Origin of the sequence: uncultured Bacteroides sp., assembly GCF_902472605.1 — a bacterium.
Lineage (GTDB): Bacteria > Bacteroidota > Bacteroidia > Bacteroidales > Bacteroidaceae > Phocaeicola.
The window spans coordinates 1-15,731 of sequence record NZ_CABROP010000055.1 but is presented as its reverse complement, the minus strand read 5'-3'; the positions used below and the strand labels follow the sequence as shown (position 1 = coordinate 15,731).

The 15,731-nt window shown below is 42.9% G+C and carries 14 protein-coding genes; 7 read left to right on the top strand and 7 right to left on the bottom strand.

The features are described 5' to 3' along the window. Positions 1 to 55: 55 nt before the first annotated feature. From RDP42_RS11310 to RDP42_RS11290, 5 genes are all read right to left on the bottom strand, one after another. Complete coding sequence (locus tag RDP42_RS11310) at positions 56 to 802, bottom strand: hypothetical protein (protein ID WP_308763765.1); 747 nt, start codon at positions 800 to 802, stop codon at positions 56 to 58. An 81-nt stretch (positions 803 to 883) separates the two neighbouring features. Then, positions 884 to 2,554, bottom strand: a complete 1,671-nt coding sequence (locus RDP42_RS11305; protein WP_308763764.1) for a hypothetical protein — start codon at positions 2,552 to 2,554, stop codon at positions 884 to 886. Continuing rightward, entirely contained in the window at positions 2,532 to 4,220 is a 1,689-nt protein-coding gene (locus RDP42_RS11300; protein ID WP_308763763.1) for a hypothetical protein, read from the bottom strand. The genes RDP42_RS11305 and RDP42_RS11300 overlap by 23 nt, the downstream gene beginning before the upstream one ends. Positions 4,221 to 4,261: 41 nt before the next feature. Then, positions 4,262 to 5,533, bottom strand: a complete 1,272-nt coding sequence (locus RDP42_RS11295) for a type II toxin-antitoxin system HipA family toxin (RefSeq protein ID WP_308763762.1) — start codon at positions 5,531 to 5,533, stop codon at positions 4,262 to 4,264. 3 nt (positions 5,534 to 5,536) lie between these two features. Continuing rightward, positions 5,537 to 5,857, bottom strand: coding sequence for a helix-turn-helix domain-containing protein (locus tag RDP42_RS11290; protein WP_025279401.1), 321 nt, complete (start codon positions 5,855 to 5,857; stop codon positions 5,537 to 5,539). A gap of 632 nt (positions 5,858 to 6,489) precedes the next feature. On the opposite strand from RDP42_RS11290, the gene RDP42_RS11285 reads away from it, so the two are divergent. From RDP42_RS11285 to RDP42_RS11265, 5 genes are all read left to right on the top strand, one after another. Then, a complete protein-coding gene (locus RDP42_RS11285; RefSeq protein WP_308763761.1) occupies positions 6,490 to 7,986 on the top strand; it encodes an amino acid adenylation domain-containing protein in 1,497 nt (498 codons plus the stop codon). Between the two features lie 19 nt (positions 7,987 to 8,005). Beyond that, on the top strand, positions 8,006 to 8,248 hold the full coding sequence (locus RDP42_RS11280) for an acyl carrier protein (RefSeq protein ID WP_308763760.1): 243 nt from the start codon (positions 8,006 to 8,008) through the stop codon (positions 8,246 to 8,248). Between the two features lie 13 nt (positions 8,249 to 8,261). Beyond that, positions 8,262 to 9,656, top strand: a complete 1,395-nt coding sequence (locus RDP42_RS11275) for an MBOAT family O-acyltransferase (protein ID WP_308763759.1) — start codon at positions 8,262 to 8,264, stop codon at positions 9,654 to 9,656. Beyond that, positions 9,656 to 10,696 carry a histidine kinase gene (locus RDP42_RS11270; protein ID WP_308763758.1) on the top strand — a complete coding sequence of 347 codons (1,041 nt, stop codon included), beginning with the start codon at positions 9,656 to 9,658 and terminating at the stop codon, positions 10,694 to 10,696. The genes RDP42_RS11275 and RDP42_RS11270 overlap by 1 nt, the downstream gene beginning before the upstream one ends. A gap of 247 nt (positions 10,697 to 10,943) precedes the next feature. After that, entirely contained in the window at positions 10,944 to 12,491 is a 1,548-nt protein-coding gene (locus tag RDP42_RS11265; RefSeq protein WP_308763757.1) for a M20/M25/M40 family metallo-hydrolase, read from the top strand. 109 nt (positions 12,492 to 12,600) lie between these two features. Here RDP42_RS11265 and RDP42_RS11260 read toward each other — a convergent pair whose 3' ends face one another. Then, on the bottom strand, positions 12,601 to 13,578 hold the full coding sequence (locus RDP42_RS11260; RefSeq protein WP_308763756.1) for a DUF3089 domain-containing protein: 978 nt from the start codon (positions 13,576 to 13,578) through the stop codon (positions 12,601 to 12,603). 227 nt (positions 13,579 to 13,805) lie between these two features. On the opposite strand from RDP42_RS11260, the gene RDP42_RS11255 reads away from it, so the two are divergent. Further along, positions 13,806 to 14,366 (top strand): NAD(P)H-dependent oxidoreductase, encoded by a 561-nt coding sequence (locus RDP42_RS11255; RefSeq protein WP_308763755.1) that lies wholly within the window; start codon positions 13,806 to 13,808, stop codon positions 14,364 to 14,366. A 113-nt stretch (positions 14,367 to 14,479) separates the two neighbouring features. Here the strand turns inward: RDP42_RS11255 and RDP42_RS11250 are convergent, their stop codons facing one another. Beyond that, positions 14,480 to 15,094 (bottom strand): flavodoxin family protein, encoded by a 615-nt coding sequence (locus RDP42_RS11250; protein ID WP_308763754.1) that lies wholly within the window; start codon positions 15,092 to 15,094, stop codon positions 14,480 to 14,482. Between the two features lie 297 nt (positions 15,095 to 15,391). Between RDP42_RS11250 and RDP42_RS11245 the strand changes: the two genes are divergently transcribed. Then, positions 15,392 to 15,731: bile acid:sodium symporter (locus RDP42_RS11245; protein ID WP_308763753.1), on the top strand; the 340-nt coding region annotated here is incomplete at its 3' end.

The following is a 15,731-nucleotide window of genomic DNA, read 5'->3' as shown; positions in this document are numbered from 1 at the left end:
CGGGGAGCGCCCAGCGGCAAGGGGCGGGACCACCCGTCCCGACGAGCGACTTTAATCAGACTTTACAAACATAGTATCTTTCTTCCATAAGTTGAGCTGCAATAGAAGATACTTTATTGAGACGTTTGTACATTTCTGGCGTTGGTTTTTCTCCTGGTTTAGGAGACCATTCATCAGGAAGAGACTCCCAGACAATTTTACTGACCGAAATATTTTCTCTATTAAAGCATGAGTAACTTAAATCCTTGAAAATTTCTTTATCTGGAATCCATAATTCTAACTTTAATGTATTTATATCTCCAGCATCATATTTGGGAATAAGTAAACAAACTTTATTATTATCATATATTAGCGTATTGATAGTGGCTTGCTCAACAATTCTTTCTCCTACTGGTGAGATAAGAACATAAATAATATCACCACCAGACATAGGTGTGAATTTAGTCCGTAAATAGCTACCATACGCAAGCAATTCAGTATATGCTTGACGCGCCGTCTGATCAGACTTTTTCAACTCTATGACAATAATTCCATCATTACCGCATCGAATTGCAAGAAAATCTGTTCTCATCGTAGGCTGTCCCTCCTCTTTTAGAGACACTTCGCAACCAAAGAAGTCGATTTCGCTCATTGTCTCCCACAATTTTTCATAACGACTAATAATCATATTGTACAATACGTCAGAAGGAGAGGCGTATGTTGGATTATCAATATTTACTTTTTGAAATTGTGGTGCAACTAGCAAATCTGCAAAGCTTTCTCGTTTTGCCCAAATATAGTTTTGTATTTGTTTCTCGGTCATAGAAAATGAATTAACATACAAAATTAAGTAATTAGCACAATATAAGTACTATAATAATCATAGGGAACACATAATAGATTATTATTTACAATATGCACGACCAAGAAAATCTGGAAACAAATCAGTTTCATAATATTTATGAGCTAACACACGCAAAAAATAATAACCAGCTTTATCGCTTCTATACTCAATAGATTCATATTTTTTTACATAATTATTCTGAAAATCTTCTATTGTTTCAGGTAGCTTAATATTGGTCTGCACAGCCAACTCGTTATTGAGTCTTTTTTCAAAAAGCAATTGTTCAATATCGAATTCATTGGTTATCGGATATGCGACCTGTAAGTTTACCTCAGATTCTTCAACTTTCTGCTTAAGAAAAGAGTAGAACTCCGGTAAATTTAGGTATGATAACAATTCAAATACTACCATTAAAAGCAAAGACGATTCACAATGATAATCGTCATCCTTCACATAAAGGCTTTTAGCTAAGGCCATTCGATTTCCATACATTTCCGGCCACATTTTTTGCTTTTCATAACGTTTTATCAGATTTATAACTGTATATATTAAATACTTCCTCAAACTATTCATGTCTTCTTGATTTTCTGCATATTTATACATGTACAAAAATACGATTTGAATAGTGATAGAATGTGTATCTAACAAAGGCATAGTGCAAGCATTATTATTTTCAATTATATTCTTTAGAATCTCTATTCTGTTTCTATGTTCCTGCTTTGAAACATTGTAAAAAGACTCTGTTAAGAAATAGAAATAAACTAAATCGCTTAAGAAATCATAGCATCTTAACGGATAAAACATATATTCTGAGTCTGTCGGTTCAAAACAAAATAACCCTTTGGGAAATTGTACTACACTTAATATTTTATTTAAATACTCCCCATATATTTGAATCTGTAACCCAATAAGACAATTGAAATGATTAATAATAATAGTTTTTTTCTCCTTTTTGGTTCTAAGAATCCAAGCCCAGGTTTTCAAAATTATAGTATCAATGCAATACTTTGCAGGCAGTAGATTTCCACATTCTATAGAGTAAAAATGAATCATATGTGCTATCAATCGTAATGTAGCAAACATATTAAGAAGTATCCTCTTGTTTTCTTTCTTTATAGTCCCTATTTTACTTAACTGTATGTCTATGAGGGACGAAATATCCTTGAAGGTATTACCTTCTCCATCTAATAGGACAAGTATTTTTTTAAACAAGCGGTAACTTTCATCATCAGCTAGTAACGTTTCGTCAAATAAATACTCTGAAAAATAAGTAGTTAACACACTTATGTCCCATTCTTCAAAATTTCCATTAGGAAATTCTGTCTTAATAAATCCATTAAATGTTGGAAGGGCATTTGCATCGATCAAACCATTATGAACAAACACATAATATCTAGGGAAATTGCACAGATTAGGAACAGATACATCCTCATAAGGGGTATACTTGGATGCTCTTAGTGATTCTATCAAACCATCTTTCTCATTAAGTGTTCTATCTGTTATATCCTTGGAGCCAAATCCTTTCAGTTCAAACAAAAAAAGAGTAGATACCCCCTTAATTTTTTTTATTGCTATCACATCTCTTCCATATTGTGACTGTCCTTTTGACTGTCGTGGTGTTGATAAAACTCTATATCCCATACGTTCTAAAAGTATAGGAAATATATAGTCCAATTCATTATCCTCTTTTAAGGATTCCACATATTGTTTAATTATTTCCTGCCGTTTCATTCCAATCTTTCAATAATTCATTTATCCATTCATTTTGTTCCATAGGTGTCATAGATTGAACTAATTGCCTAGAGGGTACTGAAATTTTTATACAACCTAAATGTTGTATATTCCCACTATCATCCCTCCAACCTCCTCCTCTTGCCAATAATACCTTAGTCATTATGTTGTTTAAAAAACTCTCATTATTTTTTTCAGCTTCCTTCATCTGTTGTTGCCAATATAGTTTTTGAGTATTCATTGCTTCTTTATACTCAACCACGTAACTGTATTTGGGGGACAGTTCTTTAATCGCTCTTCTTTTCTCTATAGCATCGACTCTTTGGTCATAATATTTCCTGATTTTTATAACATGCTCATTATTAATATTCAATTTATCAAAAACTTTAATTACATGCCCCATATAATCATCTAAATATGGTACCAATCTATTCATTATGACATTACGAACGCGCGTTGAATCGCTCTCTATCAATGGCAATAACTTCGGAAGTCTCGTCTCCGGATTACCATAATCTTGAAGCATACTTATAATAAATAGACATTGAGGTATTTCATCTAAGTCTTTTTGAGGATTAAATTCTGAAAATTCCAAATGATAATCATCCCATAGCCTACGCCCCACAACACGATATATCCCTTTTGGGTGGATAATAAACGACAAAACAAATTTTAGAAAATCATCACCATTCTTTTGTAAAGAAGACAGACATCCGTTCATTGTTAGAATATCCATTGGAGTCAGACTTTCGGCAATGGTTATAAAAATATTTATTAAAGAATTAGAATCTTTTAAATGAATACATATTGAATCATCAATACATTTCAGTGCGGCTTCCTTATTCTCACTTTTTAGTCCTTTTATTAATAATATGACACACTTCTCTATAAATAAGCCAATCTTTTGTTGAAAAGACAACCAGTGGCATAAAGGATTAACGTACAGCGATATATCGCCTTGCAACAATTCTAAGATCTTTTGCTCACAAGTTTCCCTTCTTTGCCCAGCTAATCTATCAAGCGTATAAAGAAAGAAAGACATAGCTGGACCTGATATAAAAGACGTGTGAGATATAGTTATATCAAAAGCAGTGTTAATGTCGTCATTTGTGAGCTGATTCGTTCTCACAAAAGCAATTGCAAACTCTTCCATGTCACATTCAGGAGGATAATCCACACAATATCTATTAAAATCATTCTCCATCAGACCAGCAAAGCAACTCAGCTTGTATTGTGGCAACAATGACATTAAGACAACGGCATTATCATAATACGAACTAGCGTATTTTTGAACTGCTATATCTACAAGGTGACCTATATTTTCTGTTTTACCTTCAAATGACAAAATATTTAGCTTCATGAATTCAGGGTCCCATCCAAATGCACCTGCAACAAGACGAAATCCCGTAGCCCATTTCCTAATATTATCAGTTTCATCGAAAATAATATTACCATCTTTCATATATGTAATGTATGCGAAAGCAACGGCAAAATACCATCCACGACTATCATAACTAAAAGATTCGATGATATGCTTATTGTTCTCCCAATAAGACACAGAATCACTAAACTCAAACTCACCAGCAGATTCTTTTTCATTTAAGAAATTTACCATTCTAACAAGTTCTTTAGGCATCCCTAAGTTTATATTTCGTCCATCAAACATAACAATCCATTAGTTATTTATAACATTTATATACATGCATTCTACACCCTATCATACGATGTTACCTGCCTCTCAAAAACTACCACAAACCGTTCCTGTTCGTTTTTAGCAATACCTAGTCTCGTAGCCAATGACTGCCAATACTTAACCGTATTCAGTACTTCACTAATGATTTGCTGAGCAATATGCTTCTGTAACATATATTCCTCACAAGAATTCAGCAATTCATTCAAATCCGATTTATTGGTATAGCTGTTAATTAACAGACTCTGATACTCATTCAGCGTTGGATTAATATCGTAAGCCGGAGCCAAAGTCCATCCCTTAGCTGTCAGAAGGAAACCGTGATTACGGAAATGGTCATCCGTATTACCAATGGAAATATTGAATGCAACTCTGCGATACAGTTCTTGCAGATTATCCTCCACGTTAGTACAATTCTGAAGTATGAAATCGACAATATCCAGATAGCCATGGCCGGTATTAGCATTGGCACCATCATTCAAGCCCAATAGAGTCATGGCTGAAGCAAAATGTATGCGCTTACCGTCTTCCCTTCTATCAAATCGTCGGGAAAGCAAAGTATGGTATTTGTCGCTAGTAGAGATTACTTTTGTTTCTGCAGCATTGACACCAGCCTTCTTTGCCAACAGATGTGAGAAATGTTCCCAAAGTCCAACATCATAATCATCTTTGCGGGACGGAAATTTTGCTATATACAAGATCTTGTTCTCGTCAATTACACTTGCCTTTGGACGTGCTCCACCAAGAGATGAACCAGGCTGTACCAGTTGAGCAATCCAACGCATTTCAGGTAATCTGTTCTCATCTTCACTTTTCTCTATTTCGGAACTAGCTGCAATCAACTCACGAATATCTGTCAGCGGTGGTATGCGCAGGACTTCGCTTGCATTGATATACTCTCCATTCATTGATTCCTTGAATCGAAAAGCCCCCATGCGAGAAAAGTCCTCAATCCCGATAAGATAGTCGAATGAAGAAAGCCGACGTACCGGACGATTCTCTTCCTTTGCTAGAATCTGTTCCCGACGATTTATCAATGTACGCCCCCACCTGTCTGGAAGGGCATCAGAAAAACATCCGAAAATATCCTTGTCTGGAGCTGTATATTGCTGCCCTGGATAGTTATTCAAATCATCACTAAGAAACAGACTACCATAATCCTTTAACCACTCATTACTATAACAAAATCCATAGCTGTCAGAGCCACGAAGTGATTCGTAACTTAACTCTCCAACGAACCTTGGTTCTTTCAGCCAATCGAAATCAGCAAATACATAGAGTCTTTTCATACCTTATTCTTTTTTGGATGCCCTTTCCCGCTGTTTAAGACTTAAATCCTGTAATGCTTTTCCCATTGCATCTTCTTTTGCAAGCAGAAGAATATCATCATCTAGTTGAAGCGCATAAAGCACCCTGAGATAAATACCTATTGCCACTGTCGGTACACCTTTCTCTATACGTGAAACCGTAAGAGGTGAACAGGTGGCACGTTCGGCAACTTGGGCAATACTGAGATTTCTGCGTAATCTGGCCAGCCTGATCTGTTCTCCTACTATCTGCATCTTCTGCTCCAGCTTTCTTGGCAACTTGGTACCCATCGTACTTTTCGTCATAGCTCAACTTATCATATAATATGCAAATATAGCAGTTTTACTTTATTTTATGATGTGTTACAAAGATAATTTTTTGAATTTATCCCTGTTGAAATTTGCTTTGGCCACATTATTGGGCGTTGAGATATTAAATGCTATTATATTATTCATAAGGCTGATATTTTACAGATAACAAACAATATATTGTTTCTAGCCAATTTCCTCTTTTCCTCCTTTTATGCAGACTCAAAAACGCCTAAGCATAAATACCCATTTGGGCTTGAAATTTCCATGTTCCCCCCACGGAAAACGTATGTTTCCGCCTTGAGAAACGTACGTTTCACGCATGGAAAACATACGGTTCTCAGATGGAAAACATAAAAAACATTTCCCCATGTTGTACAATTCAATGAAGCATTTCTCTGAAACACTACAGATTAGCTATTCTTCTTGTAATAAATCACGTATATTTTTTCCTCCCAGAATGCTGTTCGCATACAAATCAGTGAGACTGTTATCTATCGCACACTTATATTTAACCAATATTTACATTTTCGGAATAGGGGGATTTGCGCCCGTCTCCGTTATACAAATATACAAACAAGTGAATAAAGGAAAGCAGATATAACAAACTAGACTATAATTAACGTTATATGGAAAAGAAAAACGACGCAGATATGCTGGCAGCCATGCTCCTGGCTGCGAATCGTTATGCCACGCGTCCGGCACTGGTCCTTGACGACCGGACCTATACCTATCAGGAATTGTTCGGACTGGCAGGAAGTATTTGTGAAACGCTGAGGAATCTCCACGGAGACACGGTGGGCATCGCGGCTGAAAACCGTATGGAAACCTATGCCTCCATTTTGGGTGTGCTACTTTCCGGAAAAACCTATGTCATGTTGCATCCCGATTATCCGGCAGAACGCAACGCTCGGATAGCCCGGCAATCCGGCATCGGCCTGTTGCTTTACAGCGGAGAAAATGGCGACATGCTTCCCGCCGACATCAAGGCTATACGGGTGTCTCTCCCCTCCCATCGACTTGCCTTGCCGTCCGGCATCAAGGAGGTGGATTCCGACGTGCCCGCCTACATCATCTTCACGTCCGGAAGTACGGGCGAACCTAAGGGTGTCCCCATCTCCCGGAAGAACCTGAATGCGTTCTATCGGGCCTATCGGGCTTTAGGATGGCAACTGGATGAAAACGACCGTATGCTTCAGATGTTCGAACTGACGTTTGATGTCTCTGTCGTGTCGTTTCTTTATCCCCTCACCCTCGGCGCGTGTGTTTATGCTGTTCCGCAACAGGGAATGAAATACCTGAACGTACTGGATATCATGGAACGTCATCGGCTTACGTTTGCGGCGGTAGCCCCTTCCGTGCTTCGGTTGTCACGTCCTTATTTCGGAGAAATCTGCTTTCCGGACTTGCGTTATCTCGTCGTCACCGCTGAAGCTACCGACGTGAATCTGCTCCACGAATTTCGCCCTTGCATACCCAATGCCACGGTCGTCAACCTATACGGACCGACCGAAGCGACCATCTACTGCACTTCGTATGTCATCCCGGCGGAAGGGGCCAAACACCATAACGGCATGGCGGCAATCGGAAAACCTTTTCAGGGGATGGACTATCGGATTGCATCCCCTTCGGGCAAACCCCTTCCGGCCGGAGAGATGGGTGAACTATGGATTTCCGGACCTCAACTCATGAGCGGATATTGGGGGGCTCCCGAAAAGACGGCCGAGTGTTTTGTGACGGATTCTTCCGGAAAGCTCTATTACCGTACCGGAGATCTCTGTCTGGCAGATACGGACGGAGACATCGTTTATTGCGGCCGTAAAGACACACAGGTAAAGATACAAGGCTTCAGAATAGAATTGGGCGAGATTGAATACCACGTCAAGGCGTTCTACAAGCATGGCTGTAACGCGGTAGTGCTGCCGGTTTATACCTCTGACGGAAGTTGTGAACTGCATCTGGCCGTAGAGCGGGAGACGGAAGATACGGCACACCTGGAACAGTATATGCAAAGCCATTTGCCGGCTTATATGTGCCCTCGGCACATTCATTTTATCCCTTGTTTTCCACAAAACAACAGCAACAAAACTGACCGGAAGCAACTATTAAAATTCATCACTCAATAACTCAAAAACAATCAAGTATATGGAAACGAAAGAATTATTGGAAATCCTGAACGGAATATTCAGAAAAGTATTAAAGAGAGACGACATCACACTGACCGAAGAAACCACAGCCCACGAGGTGGACGGATGGGACTCACTGACCAATATGATATTGCTCACCGAGATTGAGAAAAAGTTCGGGGTGCGTTTCACATTTCGTGAGATAGTGAAACTGAAAAACGTGGGCGATCTTTGCCAGACTATCCTGAATAAGGCCAAATAAGGAGGGAAAAGCAATGTCATTCATTTCCCTTGAATTTGTCCTGCTGCTCCTGCTCTGTTTCACCTTATACCATTTGGTCCGTGAGAAAGGGCGGAAGTGGATTCTGCTTGCGGCCAGTGGGGTTTTCATCGGCTACTTCAATCCTGTATTTCTTGTCACGGCACTGGTCGTAAGTCTTTTCACCTACGGTGCGGCGATACGGATTGAGCGGGCCTGTGAAAAAGGAAGGGGCTCCCGCTTGATTTACTGGAGCAGTATCTCCAGTCTCGTCCTCTGCTGGATTGGGTTCCGTTATGCCCACCAGTGGACCGGAAACTCCGGCATTGTTTTCCCATTGGGCATGTCGTTCTACACCTTTCAGGCCATCGGCTACTTGACGGAGGTCTATTGGGAGGAAGAAAAGGCGGAACGGAATCTGATGGATTTCCTGCTTTATATGCTCCTGTTCATGAAGTTCCTGTCGGGCCCGATTGAACGGTCGGCCGATTTGCTTCCGCAAGTCCGAAGACTCTCTCCTGCCTCCTATTCCATGATGACCTACGGCCTGAAGCTGATTGTGGTGGGATTGGTGAAGAAGCTGGTGCTTGCCGACCATATAGCGCCCTACATTGACGGGGTGTTCGATTCGATGCACACCGCCTCAGGTGTACAACTGCTTATGGCTTGCCTGCTCTATCCCATCGAACTGTATGCCGACTTCTCCGGCTATACGGACATGGCGATTGGAACAGGGATGCTGTTTGGATTGAAACTGTCACCCAACTTTGCGCATCCCTTTGCCGCCCAGACCACGGCTGAGTTCTGGCGCCGCTGGCATATCTCCCTTTCCTCCTGGGTGCGGGATTACCTTTTCCTTCCTTTGTCATCGGTTACCCGTCGTTGGGGACAAGGAGGTGTGGCGGCAAGCCTCCTGGTGACCTTTATTGCCTTGGGTATATGGCACGGTGCGGGATGGACATTTGCCGTCTATGGACTCATACAAGGGCTTGTGATTGTGTGGGAACTAAGGACGGAGAAAATACGGAACAAGGTAAGGAAACAGATTGGAAAACGGCTGTTCGCTACGCTTTCGGTCGTCCGTACCTACCTCATTTTTGCCGTATCGCTGGTGTTTTTCAAGGCACAGTCCGTTTCAGACGCATTCTATTTCCTGCGGAATATCTCTTTTCAGACTCGTGCGAGCTGGAAAGAAATCAATATCGGCATGTCCGACCACATCTGCATCGTGGCCGGCAGCGCATGGTTGCTGATACTGCTTTATGACTTTTTTATGTCCAAAAGCGACTTGCTTCTTCGTTTTGAGAATCAGCCCGCCTTCGTTCGCTGGACAGTATATTATTTAATTGTGTTTGCCGTGTTTGCTTATGGCGAGTTCGGCACGGAAAACTTCATATATCTACAATTCTGATGGAAAAAATACCGGAAACTACTACTGGCGCAAACATCTGTAAACAATCTGCCTTCCTACGTCTTGTCCGAAAGTTGGCGTGGTTCTCCCTCCCATTTTGGGCGTTGATGGCTCTTTACGTGTACGATGATCCTTTCATGATTCTTCGCAAATATGACCTGTATGATTCGGATGTCATGCTGAACGAACAGCATGTAGGTTGGCAAATATACCAAAACCATAAGGACAGCGTACATTTCAATTCTTTTGTTTTGGGCAATTCCTGTACCATGGCCTTCCGTTGTGGGGAGTGGGAAAAATACCTTGCCCCCGGCGACCGTGCCATCCGTCTTTTCGGGAATGGAGAGACTCTGAAGGCGATAAGTCTCAAGCTTCATGCTCTTGAGAAGGACGGTGCAGAAATAAAAAATGTGCTGATGATTCTTGACCGGACTTCCCTTTCACGTTTCAGCCTTTTGAATGGTTATAGTAATGTACTTCCGGCTGCGATATCGGGAGATAGTCCGTTTACTGTGCAGATGGAATTCATACAGGCATTTGCCATGCCGGACTTTTTGTTCCCATACCTGAAATATAGAATTACAGGAAGTGTGGAACCAGGAACGAAACGAATGAATCCTTATGGAAGAATACGCGATTCGAGGAACAATGATTCGTTCAATCCACGCGAGAAGATGATTGAGCAGGAAGGTGAGGCATACTGGGAAAACCGTAAAAAGGAATTTCCCGAACGGAATGGCACTGTTGTGATAGAAGAGCCTGTTATATTTCAGCAGCAACGCGTATTGTTGGAGGAAATCAGCAAAATCCTGCGCCGCCATGACACCTCAGTACGTATCCTCATCAGTCCGGATTATCACCAGAAAGAACTGCATCCGAACGACAGAGAAATCTTGCAAAGCATTTTCGGAAAAGAAAATGTGTATGATTTCAGTGGCATAAACGAATTTACAGAAGATTACCACAACTATTATGAATCAGGACACTATCGCCCCTTGTTAGGCAATCAACTATTGAAAAGAATTTACCCATATCAATGACTTCCGAATCTGCCACTGACAAAAACAGGCGGAGCAGAATGAATAGTTGCAGGAACGTATCAGAGAGTTGATGGTTCAAGTCACATGGCTGAGCCGTCAACTCTTTGGGCATAAGAAGACTTCTTTTTTGCATAAGGTAAAAGGAATAAAATAAAAATCATCTTTCCTGACAGAAAAGCTCTCATTTTTTTTGATTTTATCCAATTTATCATTTCTTTTGCAACCGAAAAATTCAATTCTGTGACATATGAAAAAGCTATTCTTTTGTTGTGCTGTATTTTTGTCATTAGGAGCACAGCCTTTTTTCGCTCAAAAAGCCGTCGTTGATAAAATCATTGAAATGGGGCAACAGGATAATCAGGCCGCACATCAGCTGGATATACTGACCAATCGTTTTGGCGGACGCCCCATCGGGTCGGATGCGTATGAGAATGCAGCCGAATGGATGGTACACGAATACAAGAAATGGGGGTTGGATGTGCATCTGGAAGAAGCTGGTGAACTCCCTGTCGGTTTTAACCGCGGTCCTTGGTTTGGAAAGCTGTTGAGTCACGACCATGGAATGACCCTCCATTTCGCGACTCCTTCGTATACTTCCGGGACGAAAGGGGTGCAGCGTGGTCATGTCTTGATGGAACCTCATACCGACCAGGAATTCGAACGCATTAAATTCAAGTTGAAAGGAGCCTGGGTTTTAATCTCCGGCATAAACGACGGATGGCCAATCGACCGGACGGCGCATGCAGATTCGCTCCGTCAGGCTATCAAACAAGAAAATAAGGAAATCGACCAGAAGAATGCCGAACTCAGGGCGAGAAACCGGGAGAAAAAAGAAAACAACGAGATGATTCCTTATAAGGAATTCCCGGCTCTTTACTACCATGAGATGATTGAAGCCGGTGTCTTAGGATTCATCCAAGCATCGGAAGTGCCTATCCGCGCGCTCTATGACCGGAAGATGATTGACAGCATGACGTTCGACAACCTGCCGGAAGTTCCTGACATCAAACTCGACAAGCATCAGTTCAACATCATCGCCCAGATGGTAAAAGAACGGCGGGAAGACTTCCTGCTGGAGTTCGATATCCGCAATCATTTCAAACTCGGACCTATCAAATACCACAACGTAGTGGCGTCTATACGGGGTAGCAAATACCCGGACGAGCAAGTCATCGTCTGCGGACACTTGGATTCTTATGATACGGGTACAGGCGGCATCGACTGTGGTACAGGAATTGCCCCCATGATGGAAGCAGCTCGTATGTTAGCCTTGTCGGGAGCGAAACCCAAGAGAACGATTCTTTTCATCGCCTTTGCCGGAGAAGAGTTCGGACTGTTAGGATCGAAAGCTTATTGCAAGAAACATGAGCAGGAACTGCCTAAGATTGTCAACGTATTCAACCGTGACGGTGGGCCGGAACCGCCCGTCGGAATAGCTGTTTCACAGGCGATGTATGATGATTTCGTCAAGATAACCCAGCCTATCCAAAAGATTCGGGAGGACATTCCGTTTAAAGTGACTGTACGGCCGCCCCGCAAATTACCGAAAGTAGCAGGTGGTACCGATTCGGAAGTGTTCGCCACATATGGAGTCCCGACATACGGATTTACCACAAAAGATGTGAAAGGATATAATTTCAGTTATGGAGAAATCTGGCATACCGAACGTGATTTGTTTACCAAGAATATCCCGGAATATCTGAAGCATACGGCCACTGTTACCGCCATCACCGTCTTAGGCGTAGCCAATCTTGACAAGGCTCTGCCACGGGAAGGAGTCTATGAAAAGGATTGACAATTGAGAATTGTAATAAAAAAGAGGCGCAGCGTACTGTGCCTCTTTTTTTATGACTATAATTTCCCAATTACATCTACATGTTACATCGAAAGTGGAATTTTATTCCTCACAACCGCGTTCTCTTGAACATCTCGATGCGGTTCTTGATATTCTTCTCCAGACATTCCTTGTACAACCACGGCTCACAGCTATGGAAGTCACCTACATTGAGGAAGCCCATGATGGGAGCATACTCACTGCCGCTGTAACCTTTCACTACGAGCACTTTTTCCTTCTGTGCCACACTGACCGTAATTGTGTCGTGCAAGGTAGCCTGTACCTCATCCGTACGCCAGTTGACGGGATTGATACAGAAAGCGCATGGAGCGGCTACCACGGGCTGGATGTACTTCACATCGCTGACCGAGTTGTAACAGATGGTCACCCCAATATCGTCGGGACCTTGGGCGGCCTTGATATGCGCAGAAGCCAGTGTGTCGGCAGGAGTTACCTTGTAGCCCAACACATAAGCGGCCACCAGCCGACGGTATGCCTCCTCAGGCATGATTTTCAGCAGCTCCACCACGGCCTTTCCGCCCTGACTAAATCCGGCCAATACAAACGGACGATCTTTCGGACGGTTCTTCAGAAAAGTCTCAAACGCATTGCGTACATCTTCAAAAGCCACCTTAAAACGGCTGTTGATGATATTCTCATCGCGGGTAGCCCATCCTTCAATTGTGATATGACGGTAGAAAGGAGCATAAAAATTGTTGTCCTTCCCCATGTAGGCTGCCACACCCGAAATCTCTTTCGTCATGTCATCACGGTGTTGCTTGTTGTAGACATCGGCATAGTGGACCGTTACCCCGTCCTCTGTCGTCCAGTCTTTCTCCCAGGTCGATACGATATAGAACACATCGGCATTCGTACCGGTCTTGTCGTTCTCTTGGGTATACCAGAAAGTCGGGTCAGAATAGTCGGGAGCTTGAGGAATATACATTTCCGATTCTGCCTTGCGGCATCCCGAAAGCAACATAAGTGAAAAAGCTATCACGCACCACAAACAGACGGATTTTCCGGTGTAGAAACGAACTTTATTCATAAGATTTTATTTTTAAACAGTTTATCGGTATCTAAGGCAGACTTCCTGCCTTTTTTCAAGGTCCAAAAGTAATCATTTTCTAATAGATGGTCAAAAATATGTCAGCAGCAACGTGTCGAAGTAAAATCGTTCTTTTGAAATAAATTTGTCCGACTGACAATAAATTTTTAAATTCGTAGAGCTATATTTAACCCACAAAAGTAGATAGATTGATAAAACTGGACATCATGAAAAAGATTTTAATTGTATCGGGGCATCCCGACCTGAATGACTCGTTCGCCAACAAAACGATATTGGAAGAAGTACATAGACTGTTACCGGAAGCGGAGATTGCTTACTTGGACAAGCTCTATCCGGATTTCTGTATCGACGTACAGAAAGAACAGGAACGTCTTCTCCGTGCGGACATCATCGTTCTGGAGTATCCGTTGTTCTGGTATACGGCTCCTTCCCTTTTGCACCGTTGGATAGAAAAGACTTTCACCCACGGATTCTCACACGGGAAAACGGGCGACAAATTAAAAGGCAAGCAGTTGGTATTGTCGTTCACGACGGGTGCACCGGAAGAAATGTACAGCTACGACGGACCGCAGCAACATCCGATTGACGATTTTCTGATACCCTACAAACAGATGGCCCATCTTTGCCAATTGGAATGGTGTGGCTATGTATACAGCGGGGGACTTTCGTATGCAAGCCGCCACGATGAGAAGGAACTGGCCCGGATGAAAGAGAAATCCATCCGTCACGCCCACCTGCTAGTAGAAAAATTGAAAGGTATGGAATAAAATAAAAATCCTCTTGTGGAGCCTCAGTCTACGGGTTATACACAGGAGGATTTTTTTCTGCTCTCACTTGATGAGGGATTCATTCCGGTTTCACCGTTTTTTGAAACAGTCTCTTATCGGATGAAATGGGTCGGTGTCCACGGTTCACTGGGCGGGACAGGCTCCCCACCCTGCTTCAGGTTCTTCAGCAGCCATGCCATGTTACGTCCCAGTGTACGCATGGTCTGCAATCCCTCGATGTCCTGACTCGCTTCACCGGGCAATCTGCCGTGCACGCTGTTCCAGTATTGCGAAGATACCACCGGCATGTTGTTGATGGTGAAATACTTGTTCAGGCGGTCGAACGTCGCACTGGCTCCTCCGCGACGGCACACAGCTACCGATGCGGCAGGCTTGTAGGCCAGCAACTCACCGGCAGAATAAAACAGACGGTCGAGCAAGGCACAAAGCGAACCGTTAGGCCCTGCGTAATACACGGGCGACCCGATGACGATACCGTCCGCTGTCTCCAGTTTCTCCCGGATTCTCTGATACAACTCATCCTTGAACACGCACCGTCCCAGTTCCCTACAGCGGCCACAGGCAATGCAGCCCTGCACGGCTTTAGTTCCGATGGATACGATTTCCGTTTCTACGCCATTTGCTTCCAACGCCTTTGCCACTTCCGACAAGGCGATAAATGTATTTCCCTCTCTGTGGGGACTTCCGTTAATCAACAAAACTTTCATATCTCTCTCTTTGTTTTTCTACAAAGATAAGCGGTTTTGAGGGATTTTGAATCGTCCCAATTACGGATAATTCTACCTCGATTATCGAAACCAATTAACTTTCCATCCTCTTATTCGTTCGATGACAGAACCTTTCCACTTTGTCGAACCTCTCTTTTCCTGTTTGCGTTTCACAGAGGTTTTCGTACCTTTGTCGGAAAAATCCGAATGACCTGTCCCCCTCTTTCGTCTGTACGCGAAAAGAGCGATTTTATTCAGGATTCCAAAAGATTGGAAAAACGATTAAGATAGAGAACAATGAAAAATAACCTCATCCAAATCTCTGCTTGGATTGCGGCACATATCACCCTCATCGTGGTACTGGTGACTGCCGTGGCACTCTTCCTTCCCGCCTCATTCAACTGGATAAGCACTTCGGCCATCACGCCGATGCTGGGCGTGGTGATGTTCGGCATGGGACTGACTCTCCGCCCGTCCGACTTCAAGCCTGTGTTGCAACACCCTAAAGATATTCTCGTGGGCGAACTGGCCCAATTCCTTATCATGCCTTCCCTGGCGTGGCTGCTCTGTAGACTGCTGGCCCTGCCGGAAGAACTGGCCCTGGGCGTGGTCCTTGTAGGATGCTGCCCGGGAGGTA

Coding starts and splice junctions, on each gene's coding strand:
- RDP42_RS11295 (WP_308763762.1), bottom strand. CDS start 5,533: ATGAAAAGACTCTATGTATTTGCTGATTTCGATTGGCTGAAAGAACCA.
- RDP42_RS11280 (WP_308763760.1), top strand. CDS start 8,006: ATGGAAACGAAAGAATTATTGGAAATCCTGAACGGAATATTCAGAAAA.
- RDP42_RS11265 (WP_308763757.1), top strand. CDS start 10,944: ATGAAAAAGCTATTCTTTTGTTGTGCTGTATTTTTGTCATTAGGAGCA.
- RDP42_RS11310 (WP_308763765.1), bottom strand. CDS start 802: ATGACCGAGAAACAAATACAAAACTATATTTGGGCAAAACGAGAAAGC.
- RDP42_RS11255 (WP_308763755.1), top strand. CDS start 13,806: ATGAAAAAGATTTTAATTGTATCGGGGCATCCCGACCTGAATGACTCG.
- RDP42_RS11290 (WP_025279401.1), bottom strand. CDS start 5,857: ATGACGAAAAGTACGATGGGTACCAAGTTGCCAAGAAAGCTGGAGCAG.
- RDP42_RS11305 (WP_308763764.1), bottom strand. CDS start 2,554: ATGAAACGGCAGGAAATAATTAAACAATATGTGGAATCCTTAAAAGAG.
- RDP42_RS11250 (WP_308763754.1), bottom strand. CDS start 15,094: ATGAAAGTTTTGTTGATTAACGGAAGTCCCCACAGAGAGGGAAATACA.
- RDP42_RS11285 (WP_308763761.1), top strand. CDS start 6,490: ATGGAAAAGAAAAACGACGCAGATATGCTGGCAGCCATGCTCCTGGCT.
- RDP42_RS11300 (WP_308763763.1), bottom strand. CDS start 4,220: ATGTTTGATGGACGAAATATAAACTTAGGGATGCCTAAAGAACTTGTT.
- RDP42_RS11275 (WP_308763759.1), top strand. CDS start 8,262: ATGTCATTCATTTCCCTTGAATTTGTCCTGCTGCTCCTGCTCTGTTTC.
- RDP42_RS11260 (WP_308763756.1), bottom strand. CDS start 13,578: ATGAATAAAGTTCGTTTCTACACCGGAAAATCCGTCTGTTTGTGGTGC.
- RDP42_RS11270 (WP_308763758.1), top strand. CDS start 9,656: ATGGAAAAAATACCGGAAACTACTACTGGCGCAAACATCTGTAAACAA.